17 protein-coding genes are annotated in these 22730 nt (G+C 38.1%); 1 reads left to right on the forward strand and 16 read right to left on the reverse strand.

Annotated features, from left to right (window positions below):
• Positions 1-205: 205 nt before the first annotated feature.
• The 6 genes from SOM16_RS08495 to SOM16_RS08520 form a co-directional block, all read right to left on the reverse strand.
• Positions 206-841, reverse strand: a complete 636-nt coding sequence (locus tag SOM16_RS08495) for a nitroreductase family protein (RefSeq protein ID WP_320463568.1) — start codon at positions 839-841, stop codon at positions 206-208.
• 29 nt (positions 842-870) lie between these two features.
• A complete protein-coding gene (locus SOM16_RS08500; RefSeq protein WP_320463569.1) occupies positions 871-1293 on the reverse strand; it encodes an organic hydroperoxide resistance protein in 423 nt (140 codons plus the stop codon).
• Between the two features lie 36 nt (positions 1294-1329).
• Positions 1330-2649 carry an NAD(P)-dependent benzaldehyde dehydrogenase MdlD gene (gene mdlD / locus SOM16_RS08505; protein ID WP_320463570.1) on the reverse strand — a complete coding sequence of 440 codons (1320 nt, stop codon included), beginning with the start codon at positions 2647-2649 and terminating at the stop codon, positions 1330-1332.
• 88 nt (positions 2650-2737) lie between these two features.
• Positions 2738-3157, reverse strand: coding sequence for a MarR family transcriptional regulator (locus tag SOM16_RS08510; protein ID WP_320463571.1), 420 nt, complete (start codon positions 3155-3157; stop codon positions 2738-2740).
• Positions 3158-5162: 2005 nt separating this feature from the next.
• Positions 5163-9824 carry a DUF3320 domain-containing protein gene (locus SOM16_RS08515; RefSeq protein WP_320463572.1) on the reverse strand — a complete coding sequence of 1554 codons (4662 nt, stop codon included), beginning with the start codon at positions 9822-9824 and terminating at the stop codon, positions 5163-5165.
• 779 nt (positions 9825-10603) lie between these two features.
• Positions 10604-10897, reverse strand: coding sequence for a hypothetical protein (locus SOM16_RS08520; protein ID WP_320463573.1), 294 nt, complete (start codon positions 10895-10897; stop codon positions 10604-10606).
• A gap of 31 nt (positions 10898-10928) precedes the next feature.
• Between SOM16_RS08520 and SOM16_RS08525 the strand changes: the two genes are divergently transcribed.
• Positions 10929-11369 carry an Hsp20/alpha crystallin family protein gene (locus SOM16_RS08525; protein ID WP_320463574.1) on the forward strand — a complete coding sequence of 147 codons (441 nt, stop codon included), beginning with the start codon at positions 10929-10931 and terminating at the stop codon, positions 11367-11369.
• Between the two features lie 72 nt (positions 11370-11441).
• Here the strand turns inward: SOM16_RS08525 and SOM16_RS08530 are convergent, their stop codons facing one another.
• The 10 genes from SOM16_RS08530 to spt are packed head-to-tail and all read right to left on the reverse strand — an operon-like array spanning position 11442 to position 22339.
• The gene (locus tag SOM16_RS08530; RefSeq protein WP_320463575.1) at positions 11442-12380 is read right to left on the reverse strand and encodes a phosphatase PAP2 family protein; all 939 of its coding nucleotides are present in this window, start codon (positions 12378-12380) and stop codon (positions 11442-11444) included.
• Position 12381: 1 nt separating this feature from the next.
• On the reverse strand, positions 12382-13002 hold the full coding sequence (locus SOM16_RS08535; RefSeq protein ID WP_320463576.1) for a sterol desaturase family protein: 621 nt from the start codon (positions 13000-13002) through the stop codon (positions 12382-12384).
• A 4-nt stretch (positions 13003-13006) separates the two neighbouring features.
• Positions 13007-14290, reverse strand: a complete 1284-nt coding sequence (locus SOM16_RS08540) for a DUF4833 domain-containing protein (protein WP_320463577.1) — start codon at positions 14288-14290, stop codon at positions 13007-13009.
• Positions 14291-14299: 9 nt separating this feature from the next.
• A complete protein-coding gene (locus tag SOM16_RS08545) occupies positions 14300-16855 on the reverse strand; it encodes a DUF5686 and carboxypeptidase-like regulatory domain-containing protein (RefSeq protein ID WP_320463578.1) in 2556 nt (851 codons plus the stop codon).
• Positions 16856-17230, reverse strand: a complete 375-nt coding sequence (locus SOM16_RS08550) for a GtrA family protein (RefSeq protein ID WP_320463579.1) — start codon at positions 17228-17230, stop codon at positions 16856-16858.
• Between the two features lie 5 nt (positions 17231-17235).
• Complete coding sequence (locus tag SOM16_RS08555; protein ID WP_320463580.1) at positions 17236-17691, reverse strand: phosphatidylglycerophosphatase A; 456 nt, start codon at positions 17689-17691, stop codon at positions 17236-17238.
• Positions 17691-19016: an inositol-3-phosphate synthase gene (locus SOM16_RS08560; RefSeq protein ID WP_320463581.1), complete on the reverse strand. Its 1326-nt coding sequence runs from the start codon at positions 19014-19016 to the stop codon at positions 17691-17693. The genes SOM16_RS08555 and SOM16_RS08560 overlap by 1 nt, the downstream gene beginning before the upstream one ends.
• A gap of 25 nt (positions 19017-19041) precedes the next feature.
• Positions 19042-20019: an NAD(P)-dependent oxidoreductase gene (locus SOM16_RS08565; RefSeq protein ID WP_320463582.1), complete on the reverse strand. Its 978-nt coding sequence runs from the start codon at positions 20017-20019 to the stop codon at positions 19042-19044.
• A complete protein-coding gene (locus SOM16_RS08570; protein ID WP_320463583.1) occupies positions 20016-21137 on the reverse strand; it encodes a hypothetical protein in 1122 nt (373 codons plus the stop codon). The genes SOM16_RS08565 and SOM16_RS08570 overlap by 4 nt, the downstream gene beginning before the upstream one ends.
• A complete protein-coding gene (gene spt, locus SOM16_RS08575) occupies positions 21134-22339 on the reverse strand; it encodes a serine palmitoyltransferase (protein ID WP_320463584.1) in 1206 nt (401 codons plus the stop codon). Before spt ends, SOM16_RS08570 begins: the two co-directional genes overlap by 4 nt.
• Between the last annotated feature and the right edge of the window lie 391 nt (positions 22340-22730).

The raw sequence follows: 22730 nt of genomic DNA on the forward strand, positions 1-22730 counted from the left end.
AACTTTTGAAATGCTAATGCATTAAGACCTTTTAATTTTTAAACAGTTTCTTAAATCTGCGAAATCACTGAAATCAGGGGGTATTGGAAAGAGGTTTATTTAAAAATAGCCAGTGACGATTTGTTTCACCGAAAAGATTCCCATAAAAATCTAATAATAGGTAAAGAAAAATAAAGGGAAAACCTTGGCCTTCCCTTTAAAACACTTAACGATATTCGATTACAAATTCAGATTTTGGATTGCGGACTTTTTTCATTCCGGCTAACCAATCACCTTCGCTATCGCGATATCCTAAATATAATAACGTTACACTACGAAGTCCCTTTTCTTTTAATCCAAGTACTTCATCTACTAACGCACTGTCAAAACCTTCAGCAGGTGTGCTATCTACCTTCAATTCGGCAGCCATTGCAATAGACATTGCGAAACCAATATAAGATTGATGAGCTGTGTGTACAAAGTTCTTTTCAGCAGCCTCGTTCAAATAAATACCTTTAATTTTATCCGTATAGCTAGAAAATCTACCTCTTGGCAAATCTCGCTCATCAGTGGTACGGTCATAAATTGCATCGATACGCTCTTCAGTATAATTATCCCATGCGGCGAATACGAGTACGTGAGAGCAATCAACCATCACTTCAGGGTTAAGGGCATTTTCACTAAGCTTTTCTTTAAGATCCTGGTTAGATACCACCAAAACCCTGAATTGTTGTAATCCTGATGAGGTTGGTGCTAATCTGGCGGCTTCTACAATTTTATCAATATTTTCCTCGCTTACTTTTTTCGATGGATCGTATTTTTTAGCGGCGTATCTCCACTGTAATGATTCTAATAATCCCATTTTTTTATTTTAATTTGATTATACTTTTATTAATGATTAGTAACAGCAATGCTTACTTCAATGTTTCCACGTGTTGCATTAGAATACGGACAAATCTGATGTGCCTTATCTGCCAATGCCTGAGCCTCTTCTGCACTTACTCCCGGAATGTTTACCGCTAATGCTACAGCTAAACCAAAGCCGCCATTATCAATCTGACCGATGCTTACATTTGCCTTAACACTGGTTTCTCCTGTAGTTACTTTACCTTGTTTAATAGTCAGATTTAATGCACTATCAAAACAAGCTGCGTAACCTCCGGCAAATAATTGTTCAGGATTAGTGTAATTGTCATCGGCACCACCCAAGGCTTTTGGCATACGTACCTCAACATCAAGAATTCCATTATCGCTTTTAATATGCCCGTTACGGCCTCCTGTTGCAGTTGCTTCTGCAGTATATAAAACTTTCATTGTGATTTTATTTTATGTTAATTAATATGTTATTGATTATTTAAGTTGTAAAACGGCTCTTAAATGGCTGAAGGTTTCGAAGCTGAACTTGCCATGGTATTTACCAAAGCCAGAAGCACCAACACCACCAAAGGGAAGAAGGTGTGAACCTACATGGATTAGCGTACTGTTAATTTCTGCATCACCACTGGAAGTATGGTCCAATACATCATCTGCAAATTCCTGATCTTCAGAAAAAACATACAATGCCAATGGTTTTGGCCTTTTATTAATTTCATTCAGTGCGTCATCAATGTCTGTATAAGTTAGGAACGGAAGAATCGGACCAAAGATTTCCTGTTGCATAACCGCATCTTCCCAAGTTACATTATCTAATAGAGTGGCCTCAAAATGACGGGTTTCTAAATCGTAATTTCCGCCATAAACTAATTTATCTTTAGCAGCGGAAATGTATCCGGCCAGGTTTTTAACCTGATTTTGCGAAACAATTTTTCCAATTTTCCCTAGTGTCTCACCTTCATAAGTATTTTTTATATATTCCTTCAATTTATCAATTAGTTGATCTTTAACGTCTTCGTGTACATATACATAATCGGGTGCAACACAGGTTTGTCCGCAATTTGCCCACTTGCCCGAAGAAATGCGTTTTGCCGCCAAGTCAAGATTGGCATCATGGTGAACAATGCAAGGCGATTTCCCTCCAAGCTCCAGGGTTAATGGAATGAGTTGCTTTGCAGCAGCAGCCATTACAATCTTCCCCACATTAGCGCTTCCAGTAAAGAAAATATAATCAAAAGGAAATGCCAAAAGCAAAGTATTTTCTTCAATTGCACCTTGTACCACAGCAACATATTCAGGTAGAAAGGCTTCAGAAACAATCTTTGCAATTACATGAGCAACTTCAGGTGTATTTTCTGAAGGTTTAAGTATTGCGGTATTTCCAGTGATCAAAGCACCAATCAGTGGACTAAATGTTAGTTGAACCGGATAATTAAAAGGGCCAATAATATAGGTAACGCCAAATGGCTGGTGTGTGAGTTTGCTTGATACAATTTCGCCACCAGGACGAGGTTTCGATGGCACACTAACTGGTTTTGCCCATTCTTCAATATTGTCAATACAGTAATCCAGTTCATCTAATACGAGCTGAATTTCTGCGTATTCTGCTTCTTTTCTGTTTTTGCCCAAATCTGCCATTAATGCATCACAAATCGCATCAGTATGTGCTACAAAAACTGATCTAAATCGCTTTAATTGTTCTATACGAAAAGAAACAGCTTGTGTTTTTCGCGTGGCGAAGAATGTCTTTTGATCTTGGAATATTTTATAAATTTTTTGTTCGTCTATTAACTTCATATTTTCTTTTTTCTGATGATTGACAAGTTTTATTGGGATAAAACATTGAACATCCGGTACTCACTAACCTACTATTGATCTGGTTTAATCACCTTAATAATGCTTTATTCACAATTTTCTTCAACAATTGAAGTTCATCTATGGAAAGTCCTAACGCAGCAATCAGCTGTTCAGGAATCAGCGCTGCTTTTTTCTGCATTTTCTCACCAATTTCTGTAGCGGAAATCAATACCACACGTTCATCTATTTTGCTTCGTTTCCGGTTTAAAATCCCTTTGTGCTCCATTCTTTTCAATAGTGGCGTAAGTGTTCCACTATCGAGATAAAGTTTTTCACCCAGTTGATTTACCGTTTGCTGTTTCTCTTCCCAGAGGATTAACATCACCAGATATTGCGGATAAGTTAACCCTAACGCTTCTAAAAATGGTTTATAAAGATTCGTTACTTCTCTCGAAAACGCATATACCGGAAAGCAAACTTGATTTTCTAACTTTAAAAGGTCATTCATATTCGATAACTATAGTGCAAATATATATTGTGCACAATACAATTGTGTAATATCCATGTCAAGCTTATCATATAAATTTATCATCAGACAAAATCATTAATTTAACAATGGTGATAAAGCAACTGAAACGGTAAATGAAGTGGTTATAAAACGCGCAGGAAAAATTTCAATCGGCTGGTGTCTCACCAAATAAAAACCCATACCTATAAATACAATGGATTAAAGAGTGATGATCAAAGTCGATACAAAGCGCAGATAAAACGTTTCTCGTAATGAGGATAGCGTGATACATATCATTAGCCGCAATGAGATTGCCACGAAACGGAGAAAAACCGTTTCTCGCAATGACGACCGTTTTTGTATGGCGTGTTAACATAGCGCATTAGTATAGCATATTAATTTCCTCCCTGAACGTCCTTGCGAGAACATTCTCCGATCCTTCATCGGTAATGTTCGTGGCAATCTCCTATTTACTACACCATCAGCCGCAATGAGGTTGCCACGAAATGGAGAAAAACCGTTTCTCGCAATGAAGATAACATTAGTTTAATATATTAGTTTTTTCACTCTTTTGACGTCATTGAAATAACTAGCGCGGCAGTTTAGTCTATAGGTTCTCTGCCCCCTGAACGTCCTTGCGAGAACATGCTCCGATCCTTATCGGTAATGTTGGTGGCCATCTCTTATCTTCTATAGCATTAGCCGCAATGGAGTTGCCACGAAACGGAGAAAAACCGTTTCTCGCAATGACGGCAGCATTAGTTTTGTGTATTAGTTTTTTCACTCTTTTGACATCATTGCAATAACCAGCATGGTAATTTAGTCTATGAGGTTCTTTGCCCCCTGAACGTCCTTTAGAGAACATGCTCCGATCCTTCATCGGTAATGTTCGTGGCAATCTCCTATCTGCAACAGCATAGCTGCAATGAGGTTGCCACGAAACGGAGAAAAACCGTTTCTCGCAATGACGGCAGCATTAGTTTCGTGTATTAGTTTTTTCACTCTTTTGACGTCATTGCAATAACTAGCGTGGCTGTTTAGTCTATAGGTTCTCTGCCCCCTGAACGTCCTTGCGAGAACATGCTCCGATCCTTCATCGGTAATGTTCGCGGCAATCTCCTATCTGCAACAGCATAGCTGCAATGAGGTTGCCACGAAACGGAGAAAAACCGTTTCTCGCAATGAAGACCGTTTATATAAAGTTTATGATAACTACTGAAGCTTAAAGATTTAAAATGACAACAAACATCATTACGCTATCCGTTGGTGTTTCACCAAATGAAAACCCATACCTATAAATACAATGGATTAAAAGAGTGATGATCAAACTGATACAAAGCCCAGATAGAACGTTTCTCATAATGAGGATAGCCTGCTACACATCATTAGCCGCAATGGGGTTGCCACGAAACGGAGAAAAACCGTTTCTCGCAATGACGACCGTTTATATAAAGTTTATAATAAAAAGTGAGGGTTAACAATTTAAAAGGATAACAAACATCATTACAATATCGGTTGGTGTTTCACCAAATGGAAACCCATACCTATAAATACAATGGATTAAAAGAGTGATGATAAATGTTGCCACAAAGCGCAGATAAACGTTTCTCATAATGAGGATAGCGTGCTACTCATCATTAGCCGCAATGGGGTTGCCACGAAACGGAGAAAAACCGTTTCTCGCAATGACGACCGTTTATATAAAGTTTATAATAAAAACTGAGGGTTAACAATTTAAAAGGATAACAAACATCATTGCAATATCGGTTGGTGTTTCACCAAATGGAAACCCATACCTATAAATACAATGGATTAAAAGGGTGATGATAAATGTTGCCACAAAGCGCAGATAAAACGTTTCTCATAATGAGGATAGCGTGCTACTCATCATTAGCCGCAATGTGGTTGCCACAAAACGGAGAAAAACCGTTTCGGGCAACGAAGAGCGTTTATATAAAGTTTATGATAACTACTGCGGCTAACGATTTAAAATGATAACGAACATTTAAGAAGCTAAATTTTCTTTTAACACCTCTCCATCTTTCCTGATCGTACCTGCACTTACATTTATTTCCATTGCACGTAGTAGTTCTCTCTTCATTTCTTCAGTAACCCTGCTAAAGCCAAACAATTTGGCTATCAAAGTTGCTGCTACGTCTGGCTGAATGGCAATGGATTCACTTACAACTTTAACAACTGCCAAACTCATTTCTTCCGGAGCAATGTAGGTTAATTTTTTAGATGCGCTGTTTAAACTAGATCGATCACGAATAGTCGCTTTCTCCATTTCCGGATGCCATAAAAAATCATCTTTTTTGGTAACCAGGCCTTCGGTTACTGTGTAATTAACCGCTGCTTCCAGCGTATAACGGATTCTCGATCCTATTTTTGAAATACCAACGGCTTCAGCAATCCTTTTAAATACCTCCTCAAAATGCACCGGACTCTCCTTTTCCACTACCGTAGCAATCCAGTTTCCCAATTTACCAAATGGGATAAGGTGTAATTCATCAATAGGCAGATCAATTGCAAGACTGGCCATTTCATAAGCAGGAATCCGTAAATCCACTTCTTCTGGTACTTCTCTAATCAGCACATTCAGTTCCTGATGAATGTCTTCTTCAACCTGATCATCCAGCGATGTTTGTGCTTTTACTGCTGATATAAATTCGAGTAGCCGCTCCAACTCCCTTTTTGGATTTCGATACCATTCCGTGCTCCAGAGATGAATCATTTTCCAACCAATTCCGTGTAATACCTGTTTACGTAAGCGATCGCGATCACGGGCTGATTTAGATTTGCCATAAGATTCACCATCACAATCAATTCCTATTAAATACCTACCGGGATGATCTGGATCAACAATCGCCAAATCAATATAAAAACCTTCAGACCCTACCTTATTTCTCACCGTGTAACCTGCTGCTGCTAACCGGTCTGCAACCATTTGTTCAAACGGACGTTCAGCGAGTATAGGTACATCCTGATCCACATCAAATTTCCCATATTGTGCAAAATAAAGAAAGCTCTTTAAGGCACGAATACCAAATTTTGTAGTAGCAGTGGTTATTATATCATCTGAAGTAATATTAGCAAAAACCTCACACCTGTATTTCGCCCTGGTGATCAACACATTTAGCCGTCTTTCTCCTCCCTCGTTATTTAAGGGCCCAAAACTCATTGGCACCTTTCCGTCTTCAATCCGGCCGTAGCCGATACTAATAAAAATCACATCCCGCTCATCACCCTGAACATTCTCCAGATTTTTTACAAAGAAAGGCTCATCACTGTGACTTCTGAAAAAGTTTTCTACCTCAGGATTCTTCCTCCGTTTCAATTCCAATGCATTTTGTATGGCTTGCATCTGCGAAGTACTAAAGGCCACTACGCCTAAACTTTGCTTCGGATGCTGAAGCGCATGCTGGATTACAGCTTCCGCAACCGTTTCTGCTTCTTTCGGATTGCTCCTGGTTTTCCCACGATCATAAACTGCATCCGGCAGGTGATGAAAGGCCAAACCCATTTTATACTTAGACCCCGGACTGGGGAATACCACCAATTTATTTTCGTAAAATTCGTGGTTAGACAAGCTGATCAAGGATTCATGACGACTTCGATAATGCCAGCGCAGCATTCTTTGTGGTGCGCCCTGGCTATCGGTCATTCCTAAAATACTCTGCATGTCTGCCGTTACATTATCCTCATCTTCCGTTTCGGTATTTAACTTATCAAAGAAACTAGTGGGCGGCAATTGTTTCGTATCTCCAACCACCACCAATTGTTTTCCCCGCAATATTGCGCCCAAAGCCTCTACCGGACGTACCTGGCTGGCTTCATCAAAAATAACGAGATCAAACTCAATTTCGCCTGGCGGCAAAAAGCTGGCGATCGACATCGGACTCATCATGAATACTGGCTTAATGGCCTGAATAGCCAGGCCCGCTTCCTGCATTAACTTTCTGATCGGTAAATGCCTGGCTTTTCGGTTGAACTCTGTTCGCAAAACACTCATTTGTCCTCCACCCTCTTGCTTAGGCAAAGCCTCATAATGCTTTAGTGCTACACGTGCACGGTTATAAACCAGATTAAGTACATCCAGTGCTTTAAATTTCTCAATACTATCTTCATGACTTGCTCTGTCAAAACCACGCAAAGGTGGATGCTCAGTGATTGCCTTTGTTATCAAGTGTTCATACCAGGTTTTTTGTAAGGCAAGCTTTAAGTACGAATCAGCATGCTCCCAGATCGTGGCAAATTTTGTTAACTCACTAAAGCCTTCAGTTTCACTTACCTCTACTAGGTTATTCCATTGAATAGCATGATGGATTTCTACAAAATGATCAGACCATAATTGCAATAAATTTATTTGTGCTTTAAAACTCAGAAGCACAAGTTTTCGATCTTCAGCTACCAGACGATCATCAAAATTGAGTTTAGTTAAAAGCGGAGCAAAATTGGCTTGCTGATCTGAGGCTGCATTTTTAAGCTTTTCAATCCAATCAGAAGCAATTCCTGGATGATCGTTTCTAATTAATACATCTAATAATGTTTCCGGATAAATCCTGTTGGAGATGTCTTTTTGTACTTTAGCAATAAATTGAAGAATTTGATTTAATTCCTGCCAGCGGGTCTTTAATTTTTGCCAGCGGCTTCCGAAAATTCTTTGCGCCAGTGGTTCATACTCTGTTAGCTCAACATTCAGCCTGTTTACCTCCAGAATATCATCAATGTATTTTAGTTTACCTTCAAGATCACCGGGTAAAGACACTTTAGCAAAAGAAGCCAGCTCTTTAACACTTCTTTTATAATCGCCAATGATGAATTTATACCACTTTTCACCATGTAGGATCAGGTTTTGACGAATCTGAAGTACATTCTGATTCCATGCTTCAGGTAATAAAATTTCCTCATAGGACTGCTTTAAGTTTGCGAGTTTTTCACCTGTTTCCAGCAAATCGCGAATGTCTTCATAGTTGGTACTCCAGGCTGGATCTTTAATCGCTATTTCTCTTAAATCAGGTCGGGAAGCGATAACTTTAGCCAGCGAAATCAGGCTTTCAATTTCTGCCGAAGTCCCAGGTTCTGGAATTAATAACCAGGCGGCAGCATCCTTTACAACCTGTTCTAAAATTTTTGTTTTAGCTAGTGCATTGCTGATTAGCGATTGATAAGCCTCCTGCTCGTGGGTGAGCAAAACTTTAAGTTGTGTTCCATAAAATATCAGTTTAGCCGGCACGCCAATTTCTTTTAACCGGGCTGAGATCTCTTCGGCTCTTTTTTCAGCGCGACTCATTTTGATCATATCCCAGGTGTGCAGATCAGCAATCGGGATATTAATAAGTTTGATGTTGGAATCCGCAATTTGCAGCAGGTAGCCGATCACTTTTTGTGCGGATAACCCACTTTTGTCAATTTCACCATTAATTGAATAACAGTAACCATTTAACTTGCCCTGATAGGCATCCAATTCTGTTAATTCATTTTGCAGATGGGTTAGCGCAGGTTTTCCAAGTTCAAGAACACGTTTCAACTCTGCATGTAATTCCTTTTTATTTGATTTATGGCTATGAAGTTCTAAACAGGCTTCCCCTAAATGGATAGAATCAAGACGGCGTTTCACCACTTCCAGGGCAGCCATTTTCTCCGCTACAAACAGTACTTTTTTTCCTTGCCCAACGGCATTAGCAATGAGATTAGTGATTGTTTGCGATTTGCCTGTACCCGGAGGCCCCTGAATAACCAAATTTCTGCCTTCATGTACGGCAAGCATGGCCAATACCTGAGAACTATCTGCATCCACTACATGAAAAAGCTCATGTGCATTTGTTTCTTTGTCTAAATTATGATCATCATTGGCTGTAGGTTCTGCATCAGTAAAGCCCGCACCAAAAAGTGAATTCAAAATCGCATGCGTAGCTGGTTTGCTATCATCCGGCCATTTGTTGCTATCCAGATCATGGTAAATCATAAATTTGCCGAAGGAGAAGAAACCAAGTTCTATTGCATCCTGATCTATATCCCAAAGTGTGTGGTGTTTTACCCTTACTGCTACGTCATCCACATAGGCTTTAAGGTTGAAATCTTCAATATCATCCAGATCAGGAATGGTGATGTTAAAGTCTGCCATCATCTTGGCCTGTAGCGAAAGGTTGGCTCCAATTTCCCCACCAGTATATTTTAATCTGAAACGCTCGCTGGCACTTGATCTTTCTAGTGTTACCGGAATTAAAAGTAGCGGTGCCTGACGTGGCTCTTCGGTATTTCCCTGCTCATACCAGTTTAGCATCCCCAGCGATAAGTATAAAATATTAACACCTTGCTCTTCTATACTTGTACGTGCGAAATAGTAAGTATTTAAAATTTTAGTTTGAAGTTTCTGCTCAGTTTCATCGGTTTGCAAACGGGTATCATTGTAAGCGTTTGCAAGTTCCTCTTTAGTAACCTTTGGCCATTCGATGGTATCATCATCGTCCTTACCGGGCCTGCTTAGAAAAGTCATGGCCTTATTCTGGCGAACAATAATTTCAAAGATAGAAACAGATTTTTCCTGAATTACATGAATACCACGTGCCTTTGGCATTTTATAATTCAGAAGCGTATTGCGCATACCTAAATCCAACAATTCTTTTCTCGACGCTTCTAATTTTGGAAGGATGGATTCCTGCATGTTTTATTTCTTATATATAGATCTTTCTAATATCTTTAAATTTACTGGATATACCAATATATTTTTGGAGTGATTAGTACAAAGCACGTTTGCTGAATAAAGTATTTTAAATACGGTCGCCTAACAAATTTATTAAACCCTATAGGAATAATATCTCGGCTTCGTAATCCATATTTGGATGATACCAGCAATCTTCCATGCCCTTCAGAAATATTGTTATTGAGAAATATCAACATATTTACCCAATGGGAAACTGAAAATATTAATTCATCCTGCCTGCAAATGCTTTTGACCAATGGACTTTAAAGCCTAATAGACGACATATCCTATGGAATTTAAGTAAATTAATATTAAAATAATTTTAAAATACGTATAAATACACCTAACTATTCTGTTACATTTGTTTTCTTAAATTAGATGATGACGAATCTAATGACAGGCCTGCAGTGGATTCTGTAGGCCTGTTCTACTTTATTAGATAAATATTGTTTTTATATTTGAATATTGCTATACTTGTATCAGGCAGTTCAGCCTGAAAGATTAACGATGACAATCTTTCCTCTTTCGGATGAAAGTAACTAATGAGTACAAACTTAAAATCCCTCCTGATCATTATTCTAGAGGGATTTTGTTTATCCAGCCATCAGCATCCCATCACTTTTATTTTTTCGGTTGGTAAGATCCCAACCAATAGATAAGTCGTCAATTATGGGGAGGCTTACAGCCGACACCAAGCAATCTTAAAATTATAATTGTTTAAGCGTGAATTAATATAGTGGTTAGCAACTTATTAACCAGCCTAAATTTTGTCCTGCAATCCCCATTGCATTTACAGGCATGCGTTTTTCGGTTGGTGAGACACCAACCCAATAGCTGGTATCAATCTTTTTAACTAACCACATTTTAAAATCTGAAATATTTTCAGTCTGGAACTGAAAATATTTCACAAAAAATGAAAATTTTTCAGATATCACAGGGCTATTAACTGGAAATAACGCTTGGCACAACACTTGATTTAGCCTTATCGTGCTTGCGAAAGCGAGCGAATTAAAATTAATTGATTTATAGTCCATTTATTATTAAACCATTAAAAGGAGAAAAACTATGACATTGGTTAAATTCAATCCAGAAAAAAAGAACAATGTATTATTGCCAGGCTTTAATGACATTTTCGAATCCGTTTTAGAAGACAATTTCTTTTCAAGCCGACGGATGAGCAACGTTCCATCGGTAAACATTTCAGATTCGCCAGATGCTTATCACATTGAATTAGCTGCTCCCGGCCTTAGAAAAGAAGACTTTAAAGTGAATGTAGAAAGAGATATGCTAACCATTTCTACTGAGAAAAAAACGGAAAGTAGCGAGGGAGACAAATCTTACACCAGAAGAGAATTTAATTATGCTGCTTTTACCCGTTCATTCACCTTACCAGAAAGTGCGGATGTAGACCGAATCCAGGCGAGCTACCAGGAAGGCGTACTTAAACTCCACCTGCCGAAAAAGGAGGAAGCAAAAGCGATCTCCAGACAAATTGAGATTCGATAATGAAAATTGCCGCGAGAGCGGCATTTTTTTCTACCAAATGTCGATAAATTCAGAATTTTCATTAAAGGGCAATTAGCGAATTTTGTTAACTAGCCACCTCAGGTTATCTCTGAACATGGTATTGGTTAAAAAATGGTTAAAGCTCGCAATGGCTACAGTGGCACAAAGAATCCCTGCAATCACATCCAGCAAATAATGGTGACTATTGTAAATAGCAGCAAACCAAATTCCCAAGGCTAAACCGGCGAAAAAGATATTAACCGCTCCTAACTTATTTTTTAAACCGTAGTATAATACAATTAAAGGATAAGAAGAATGCAATGATGGCATCGCTGCGAACACATTTGAACCTTTACTATAAATGCCTTGAAAAAGATGGATGCCAAAAAAATGATCAAAACGGGCGAGGCCACCTGTATTTCCAACTGTACCGGGGATAAATTGAAAACCATGTTCCTGAACGTACCAAGGGGGTGCCGCAGGATAACAGTAATAAATTACAAAACCCAAAAGATTAACCCATAAAAAAGTAAGGGAAAAATAAACGAATTGTTTCTTGTTTTTAAAAAATAAATAGGCTGCAAACGCCAGTGGCACAGGAACCCACATCAAGTAAAAGAATCCGGTTATCACATCTAAAAAGTGATTGGTATTCAGTTTCCAATATTCATTAGGCGTGAGTAAGACGCCATTAAAGCTAATGCCAAAAAGTTTTTTTTCAGTTTGATACAAATCCTCAATATGAACTGTATTGTAGAGGTGGTTCGGAAAGGCTTTCATGTAATCGAAAATAACCCAATACACAATGAAAATAGAAAAGCCAAGAATAAACTTTCTGGTACCTGCTGAAATATAAAACAGGGTGTTGAAAATAAATATCAGGATAAGCTGATCGGTTTTAAAACCCACCAGCCAAACTGATAACAGAAGGTATGCAAGGGATATAAGTGCTGTTGTATATAAAGTTTTCAGCGCGAAGAATGGATTTCCTTCAAGGGTATTTTCTTGCATTTTATTTTTTCTCAAAATTTGATTGGAAAATTTTATCCCAAAAAGTCCAGCTTACGCCATAGCCCTTAGTAGAATCTGAATAATGGTGAAGCATGTGGTGTTGTTTCAGGCGTTTCCAAAAGGCATTTTTAAAATTGGCATGATGTAGGGCATAGTGAACCATATCATAAAAAAGATAACCCAATATAAAGCCAGAAAAAAAAGGATAAACTTTGGTTTCAGGCAATAGCCAATCAAATAGGAAATAAAACCCTAATGCCATAGGGATACTGGCCGAAGGTGGCATCACCAACCGGTTGGCATCGTTGGGATAATCGTGGTGTACGCCATGAAAAATGAAATGGATTTTTTTACCCCATTCCGCATCAGGTTCGAAATGAAATACATAACGGTGCAAAATATATTCAGTAATGGTCCAAATGGCTAAACCACTTAAAAACCATCCAATAAAGCTTATAAATGACATATCTACTTCCCAAAATGACTTATAAAACAAGAAGCCAATAACAGGGATATAAACGATTAATGGTACGTAGTATTTAACCTTTGACAGGCTTTCCAGAAGATCGTTCTTAAACATCCTGATGGATGATGATGAATTTGAAACAAAATTCTTTTTCATAATTTTAAACTTTTATTCGCTCAATTAAAACTTTAGATGGATTGTTAGCATCTAAACCTTTAATTTCGACATATTTAACATTGGGTAACCAAAATGATCCCCCTTCTATTCTTAAAAAAATTCTCTCTATCTGAAGTTTCTTATTATTAATAGTAGCGAAAACATGGTATTTTTTATCTCCGGCAGATTTATTCAAATACATCGGCAAATTTTTGTGCGCGGTAAAGCGAAGCTCAAATTCTCCTTTGCCTAAACTTTTGGTCAAAATTCCATAAGCAAATTTACGTTGAATAAAACTCAGGTCTTTCTTTTCGCCCTGGTCTCCATAGCGCATCCAGAATACATTAACGGGCTCTTTTACATTAACTTCACCATTCTTATCTACATTTAGCTGGCAGATAATGGTATTGGTGTTTGGATCGCGTTGTAAGTAAAATAATTGATTACTAATGTCTTTCGGAACAGGGAAATGAAGAGGTGAAGGATCCTGAGCTTGCGCAGGCATCGCGCCTAAGCCTATAAAAGCCACTGATAAGCTAAAACCGATTATTAAAGCAGCTTTGTTATTTATTTTCTTCTCTGCCAGTTCTTGCGCCTCCAATCCTTTTTTTGCTTCCTGCAACCTTTTCACCGCTGTAATGTTGGTTAATAAAGCCATTATGGTAATGGGAATGGTAAAAATAGACATCGTTTCGAAAACGTGAAAGGAAATTCCCGGCACATAGATTTTATAATCACCACCTAAAAACTGACCTGCTATTCCGCAGGCTATTGCAAATACACCAATAGTAACCACGCGCTCCGGGCGTTGCATCAAACCTCCCTTGCATTCTACACCCAGCCCTTCTGCCCTGGCCCGGGTATAACTCACCATCATAGAACCAATTAACGCGATGAAGGCGAATAGTGAACTCAAAAAGTAATGATGGGAAACCAGGTAATAACAAATCCCGAGAAACATAATCATTTCACTATAACGATCTAAAACAGAATCATATAAAGCACCAAACCTTGAGCTCATGTTGCCTAAACGAGCAACCTGGCCATCCAGCATATCAAACAGGCCGGCGAAAAGTACCAAGGCACCACCCCAACCAATGTATGACATATCGCCACGGTTAGATTTTTCTGCACCAAGTACAAAGATTATGGCTACGCCGATATTGAGTATTAAACCAATCGTGGTTACTGCATTTGGTGTTAATCCTATCTTAATCAATCCCTTAACAAAAGGATTGATCACTTTGTATATCCCCTGTTGTAAATTGTCTCTTAAATTTGCTTTCATAATCAATTTTTAAAAATCGAACTTTACCCTTGCTCTTATTCCCCATTCAGATACCGATGGGTGGTTTAAATAGTTAAAACGCTTAACCAAATCAACACGAAGCAATTTAAAGATATTTCCGACACCAACACTACCTTCAATATAAGGATCTTTACCCAAAGCATAGGTTCGTTTAGAACCATCTTCATAATCTGGCAGTCTATATAACCCTGGAGTTACTGCCGGATTGTTTTCATCACGCAAACCACCATATAAAGCTTTAAATGAGAACACTTCTCTTAATTTCAATTTCTTTATTAATGGAATTTTATTGAAGAAAAAGCCATTAAAGTTATGGTCTATATTAATGCTCACATAATGATCACTTACGAACTCCAAAAAGTTCATCAGGTTATAAGAGGTTAACTGATAGGCATAAGTTTGATTCGCTCTGTGGATATCCAACAATGGAAATGGAACTTTTCCTGCAACATACCCACCTTCAAAAGCAACATCACTATACCCTAATTGAGAAAGGTAAAATCTTTTATCAATACTTCCCATTATATTATGGTAGTTATATTCTCCACCCAATACACCTTTTAATCCTGCTGTATACCGTAGGTTAAATACCGGATAACGGTCTATAATTGGTGCCCGATAGATTTTGCCCTGATAAAATTTCTCATTCGGCGCATAACGCAACGCCAGGGAAACCTCACTGGTGGTCACCCGGTTCACCAACTGCCCGGCATCATTCTGATAGGATAAGCCACCTGCAGGTGTCTGACTCCATTTTTTCAGACCTAAAGCATAAGAAAAATGATTTTCATATTCCTTAACATAATCAACTTTGTAAAAATCGTTATAAAGCAACATATCATTTACGCCACGTTTGAAAGATAATAAAAAGTTATCTTCCTGCACAAACTGCAATTCCTGCCCTGGAATTTTAGTATCCCTTTGAAAACTGGCCCTGATATAATTCTGAGGAAATTCGTAAATAGATTTATTATTGATAGAGTAAGTTCCCGAAAGGAAAAACTTCCATTTTTCATCTTTAAACCCATAAGCGGCATAATTTTCAAAATAGAACCTTTTACTCAATTCTGGGGTAGTACGCCCACCTAGCCGCAAACGAAATCCTTCTACATTATTAAAGCTATAGAAAGTATTTACCGGGCCGATCTCATAAGGGCCATAGTTCTGATAACCAGCAAAAAGCAATGTTACAATTTTCATCGTCCTTTTAAAGGAAGGGAGATTTTGCAACGTATCAATATTGCCGTAAATTTTCAGCTGATTGGCAGATATGGTATCCAGTCTGTTTTGCTTCCAGTATAAATCATTGCGTTTATTTGCATCGGCCAATACTACCTTACTTTTTCCCTGGAAAATCGTATCGGGTAATTTAGTATCAAACTGATATTTTTTAAACGTAACTATACGTTCGCCGGTAAAACCGATACCCTTGGTTTTGCCAATCCCAAAATCAGCAAGCAACTTGCTTTGAGACAGGTTATATTTCCCTACAGTATTAGGTTCGAAATCCAGGTCTATTTTTAATGCCCTTACAAAATTCAGGTTAATTGCTTTATTAACGCCAAATGTTGCACCAGTTACTGCATATTGCCCATCATTGGTTACGTATAATTTTCCTTCAAACAACATATCACCAGCATTTCGGGGCGTAAATGAAAGTTCAATTACCTGTGGCTTTTGGTTTTTAAGCGTATCGGTAATAAAAAATTTGTAAAAAGCCGGGGCTCCATCTGCAATAGGACTTAAAAAGTCATTACTAATTACAGAGATGTTGTTCTGATAAATATCAATGTCTTGGTACATCCTGTCGAAATAGGCTTTCATACCTTTATTATCAATGTACTTGGCATCAAATTCCACTTGTTTTTGCGCTACCACTACAGACTTCGATTTCAACGGATCTTTGCTGAGGTAGTTATCAGATAAGCTTTCCTGAATATAAACAGGCAAAAGGTTTTTTCCACCAATTAAGGTAGAGTCCTGTTCCTGAAACAGGAACTGATAGTTACGAAACATTTTTTTGCTTTTAAACTTCTCAGAAACGTTACTTACGGAGAAGAGCATTTTTTCATATTGTTGATAAGCTACTGTTTGGTAGCTTTTAATTCTATTATCGTCTTTATGCGCAATTACTTGCCTGATTAACTCAACTGCGGGATTATCTTTGTTGCGGTATCTTGTCTTCTTCCCTCCTACAACCATCACTTCATCAAGCGAATTGGCGCTCGGTGTAAGCGATACATCAAGCGTTTGGGTACCAGAAGGTAATACGTTCTTTGCAATGGTCTGGTAGCCCACATAATTAAAACTTAATGCAGTTTGCGGCCCTGAAGAACTAATGGTGTATTTGCCGTTGATATCGGTTTGCGTGCCGATTTTGGTATCCTTAAAAAAAACTGATACATAGGGTAAAGTTTCTTTGGTAGTGGCATCGCGCACGGTGCCCGAAACCATAGTTGATTGCGCTAAAACGTTTCCTGTTAACAATAAAATAAATATTGAGAGCAGAATAGTAGAAAATCGGATACTAGATGGACGTTTCATTTAACGAGAAAAAATAAACTGTTTTTGCATTATATAATTGTAGCTAGTGCCAACAGCTACTGATACCAGCACTTTGGAAAGCATGTAATTGAGATGAAAGAAATTTGTAAGTAGATAGACACCTGCGGTTACCAGGGCTAAATTTCCGAGCCAAACTAAAATATATCTGAGTACTTGCCGCTTTATTGCCTTGGTATCGGCAGCAAAAACCCAATGTCTGTTTATGGAAAAATTAATTATTCCACCAACTATTGTTCCTGTAATACTGGCGGCCAGGTACCATAAACCAAATAAATTTACAGCAGCCAGCGTTACTAAAAAATCTGCAGCCGAAGCAGTTAATGACGATGCCTGGGCTTTAAGAAACTGAAGCATGGCTTTTAAAAAATCTTGAAAATGATTACCAACTGAAGAATAACATTAGCATAAACTCCAGCAAGAACATCATCAGCCATTACGCCTAAACCACCAGGTAGATCTTCCATCCTGCGGATATAGAGTGGTTTTAAAATATCGAAAAAACGAAAAAGGATCAGACCTGCAACAATATATTCCCACCTTACCGGTACACATAGAAGCGTGATGCACATTCCGGCAACTTCATCTATGACTACCCTTTGGTGATCTTTTCCCCAAATCTCTTCAACAACATCTGCACTTCTAACGCCTTGCAGCGTAATCAAAATGGTAATCAGAATGGCATCGAGTCCGGGATAATTATATCCAGTCTGGAAAAAGTACCAGCAAATGCAGGTCGCTATTGCAGCGTAAGTACCTGCCCCTTTGCCAATGTAACCAATTCCCAGACTGGTTGATATAATTTTATGAATTAACACTATGCTGTTTCTACAGTTTCTTCTTCGTAATCCTGGCCTAAATGCGTGATTAAATCTTCACCCATAATATAGCGTAACGTATTTTGAAGTTTCATCAATTGCTTGAAAATATCATTTTCTGCAGGTACACCCGGAATTGTTTGTGGCGATTTCAAGTAGAACGATAACCACTCCTGGATACCAGACAAGTTTGCACGTTTAGCCAAATCCATAAATAAAGCTAAATCTAAAACGATTGGTGCAGCCAGGATTGAATCACGACATAAGAAGTTAATCTTAATCTGCATTTTGTAACCTAACCAGCCAAAAATATCAATGTTATCCCAGCTTTCTTTGTTATCACCGTGTGGCGGATAGTAATTGATTCTGATCTTGTGATACATATCACCATATAAATCAGGATTAACATCAGGCTTGAAGATATCTTCCAATACACCTAATTTAGAAACCTCTTTAGTTTTGAAGTTATCAGGATCATCCAATACCAAACCATCACGGTTACCTAAAATGTTATCAGAGAACCAACCATTTACACCCAATGAGCGGGCTGCTAAACCAGGTGCTAAGATTGTTTTCATTAAGGTTTGACCCGTTTTGAAATCTTTACCAGCAATAGGGGTATTGGTTTCTTTTGCCAATTCAATTAGCGCAGGAATATCAACTGTTAAGTTTGGTGCACCATTTGCAAAAGGGATACCTAATTTTAATGCCGCATAAGCATAAATCATACTTGGCGCAATTAGTGGATCGTTATCTTTCAAACCTTGCTCAAAAGCAGCAAGAGATTCGTGTACAGCAGATGGCTCGAAGTAGATCTCAGTTGATCCACACCATACCAATACAATACGGTCGCAATTATTTGTTGCTTTGAAGTTTTTGATGTCTTCCATCACTTCAAGCGCTAACTCATGTCTTGTCGCAGCCTCTTTTACGTATGTTCCAGTCAGATTTTTAACGTAGTTATGATCAAATGCCGCTCTCATAGGCTTAATTGCCTGTAATTCTTCACGTACATCGCGCAAAAGGTTCGCATCTAAAACTCTTGCATTCATCGCTGCTTCGTATACGTTATCTTCATATACATCCCAACCACCGAAAACCAGATTTTCTAAATTAGCCAAAGGCACGAAATCTTTAATTTTAGGTTCCTTTTTATCCGTTCTTTTACCAATACGAATGGTTCCCATTTGCGTTAATGAACCAATTGGTTTTGACAGGCCTCTTTTAACTGCAGCTACGCCGGCAATCATCGTTGTTGCAACAGCACCAAGTCCTGGCATCAGGATCCCAAGCTTGCCATCGGCCGATTTTACGTCTTCTTTCATTCTATTTTCTATTTAAGCTTTTAATTTATAACCATTTATTTTCTTTGTACCAGGCAATGGTTTCATTTAACCCGGTTTCCAATTGGTACTTTGGCACAAAACCAAGGTCTTTTTGTATGTTGTCGATATCACAAACCCAATTTGCAGCCGTGATTTCATTAACTTTATCAATATTTAAGGCCGGCACTTTGTCAAAAAAACCAAGTGTTTTTTCTAAAGTCCATGCGAGTCCTTTAATTACCGGCATAGGTATTTCCAGTACGAAAGGCTTTTTATTAAGTGCCTTTCTAACATAGTTGGCAAGAGAAAACTTGCTGTAAACATTGCCGTCAGAGAGGTTATAAGTTTTATTTACCACATCAGTCGCCAATGCCTCAATCATTACCTTAGCCAAATCAGTTACATATATAAAAGAAAGCTGCTGTTCCTGTTTCCCTGCATGCAATTCAAAGCCAGAATTTATTCCCTTAATCAGGATAAAAATGTCTTTCTCCCTTGGTCCATAAACTGCAGTCGGTCTGAAAACAATTAGTGGCAGATTTAAAATCTGACTCAGGTACGTTTCTGCGAGTGCCTTGCTCCTGCCGTAATTCGTTACCGGGTTAGATAAATTATTATCTGTGTTATTTTTTAAAGGTCCACGGGCGGCCAGGCTACTTAAAAACTCAAACTTCTCAATTTTATGAGTTGATAATGTGGAAGCTACCGCCAGGTTCCTGGTGTAAGTGGCATTTGTGTGGAAATATTCTTCCCGGTTTTTTGCTTTTGTTGTGGCTGCCGCGTGTATAATATAGTGATACTGATTTTCTTCTATGTTTTCTTTTAGCTGATAAATAGAATCAAAATCCAATTCTACACGATTTACCGCTAAACCTGCAAGATGTGATATTACGCTCGATTTACGCACATTGATGTACACTTCCAAATTACTGGCTAAGGCTGCCTGGATTAAATGATATCCAACAAAACCCGTTGCTCCTGTAATCAAAACCCGCTTTTTCATATTGCTTTTTCGAGAATTCTGTATTTCCGATACAACTGTCCGCCAATATTTTCAATTGGTTTATTCACCATTTCATTATGATCGAGTGTCCAGCTGGCTTCTGCATATTTCATGTTTTTTGCAGCAAAACTTTTGATAATATTGCCGTATAAACATGCTTCTATGCCCATTTTACGGTAACCATCGATCACGCCTAATAATAAAATTCTAATACCATCTACCTTTTTCTTTCCGGTTAAGAGTTTAATCAAACCTGTAGGAAACAAACGACCACGTTTAATTTTAATCTGGATCTGGTTAATATCAGGAAGCGCTAAGGCAAAGCCAACAATTTGTCCCTTCTGCTCTGCTAAGATACAGAAATCCGGATCAAGAATTAACTTCATATCATTTGCCATATAATCGAATTCCTTATCGGTTAGTGGCACAAAGCCAAGATTTTTATCCCAGGCTTTGTTATACACCGCACGAATGGCTTCACGTTCATTCTTGAAGTCTTTCATGTTGATTTTACGGATTACGATATCATTGCGCTGTAAGCGTTCTTCAATTTTATCAATTAATCCAACAGAGCGATCGTTGTAATTTCCAGCGGTGTAGCGGTAGGCACGTAAATCTACATTTTTTACAAAGCCGATTTGCTCCAAAAGGGTAAGGTAATACGGCGGGTTATAAGGCATCATCAATACCGGTGGCCCATCGAAGCCTTCAATCAGTAATCCGCAGGTTTCATTGGTAGAGAAATTAACCGGGCCTAAAACTTTTGTTAGCCCCTTTTCTGTTAACCACTCTTCTGCAGCCTGAACCAATAAATTTGCTATTTCCTGGTTATTGATGCAGTCAAAAAATCCAAAAAAACCATCTTTACCTTCATAGACTTTATTATGATTGGTATTATTAATGGCAGCGATACGTCCTACAATTTTTTCATTTTCATATGCCAGAAATAACTGTATCTGAGAATGTTCATAGAAAGGATGTTTACCTGGAGTAAGCAAATCACGCTGTGCAATAAAAAGCTCAGGAACGTAATTCACATCATTCGCATGCAAATCATGTGGAAAATCTATAAAAGAAGCAAGCTGTTTCTTCGTAGAAACTTTGACGATCTCTCTCATGATTGTGCGCTAACTATATTAACGTCAACAGCCTTGAAAGCGGCTGTAAGCTTTTCTATTGCAATTTCAATCTGTTCGAAGGTATGTGTTGCCATTAGAGAAAATCTAATTAAAGAAGAATCTGATGGTACAGCTGGCGAAACCACAGGATTAACGAAAACTCCATTCTCCTGTAGGATATTTGTAATCATAAATGTTTTCATGTTATCTCTGATGTAAACAGGAATGATTGGGCTATTACTATGGCCGATATCAAAACCAGCTTCTACTAATAATTTTTTAGCATAATTGGTATTTTGCCACAGCTTATCTATACGTTCTGGTTCAGATTCGATAATATCTAAGGCGGCAATAACACTAGCTACCGCTGATGGTGGCATACTTGCACTAAACATCAGTGATCTGGCGCGGTGTTTAATATATTCTATGGTTTGGGCATCACCAGCAATAAATCCACCCAATGAAGCAAGTGATTTACTAAAAGTTCCCATAATCAAATCCACACTATTGTTCAGGTTGAAGTGTGAAGCCGTGCCTGAACCATTAAACCCGATTACACCCAGGCTATGTGCATCATCCATCATTACATTGGCGCCAAATTCATCGGCAATCTGTACCAGTTCAGGAAGATTTACTAAATCGCCTTCCATGCTAAAAATACCATCTGAAACGATCAGCTTGGCAGCATCTTCCGGTAAGCGACTAAGTTTTTTCCTAAGGTCTTCCATGTCGTTATGGGCATATTTGATCGTCCTCGAAAAGGAAAGTCTACTGCCATCTATAATCGACGCATGATCGTATTCATCTAAGATCAGATAGTCATTCCGATCCAGCAAACAGGAAATTACACCCAGGTTAACCTGAAAGCCTGTACTAAATAATACGGCTGCTTCCTTAGATACATATTCTGCTAATCTGTTTTCTAGCTGAATATGAATATCTAAAGACCCGTTAAGAAACCTGGAGCCTGCGCATCCCGTTCCGTACTTATCGATAGCTATTTTTGCTGCTTCTTTGATTTTGGGATGGTTAGTTAAGCCTAAATAAGAATTTGAGCCGAACATCAATACCTTTTTTCCATCAATGATTACTTCAGTATCTTGTGCAGATTCTATAGATCTAAAGTATGGATACAAACCCTTTTCTTTGATCAGAGTAGCATCTTTAAACGCGTCGATTCTATCTATTAATTTTTTGCGCATGCGTGTATTCTAAATGTTTGTTCTTAGCAAATTTTGCCCGATAATACTTAATGAATTCAACAGTATTTTTATCTGAAATAAAATGGCCTGATTCCGGTAATAATTATGCAACAATTTGATAACGCAATTTTAACCTAGATTATTACCTTAAAAAAGGTTAAAATGTGGGAATTATTGGTCAATAAGTGGGATGCCCCGAATTTGACATTCAAATGAATTGACTTTTCGACTTACTGACTTTTATAACAAAAAAGTAAAACGGTTTAAAATTAGTTAAAAAGCCAATAAAAAACTGTTTATCAGCTATTTATTTAAATATTTCGTTAATCATAATAGCCGTTTCTGATCAGCGAATCGTCATTTTTTTTTAAAAAAAACTTAAAGATGCAAT

Origin of the sequence: Pedobacter sp. CFBP9032 (assembly GCF_034045265.1) — a bacterium.
Classification (GTDB): Bacteria; Bacteroidota; Bacteroidia; order Sphingobacteriales; family Sphingobacteriaceae; genus Pedobacter.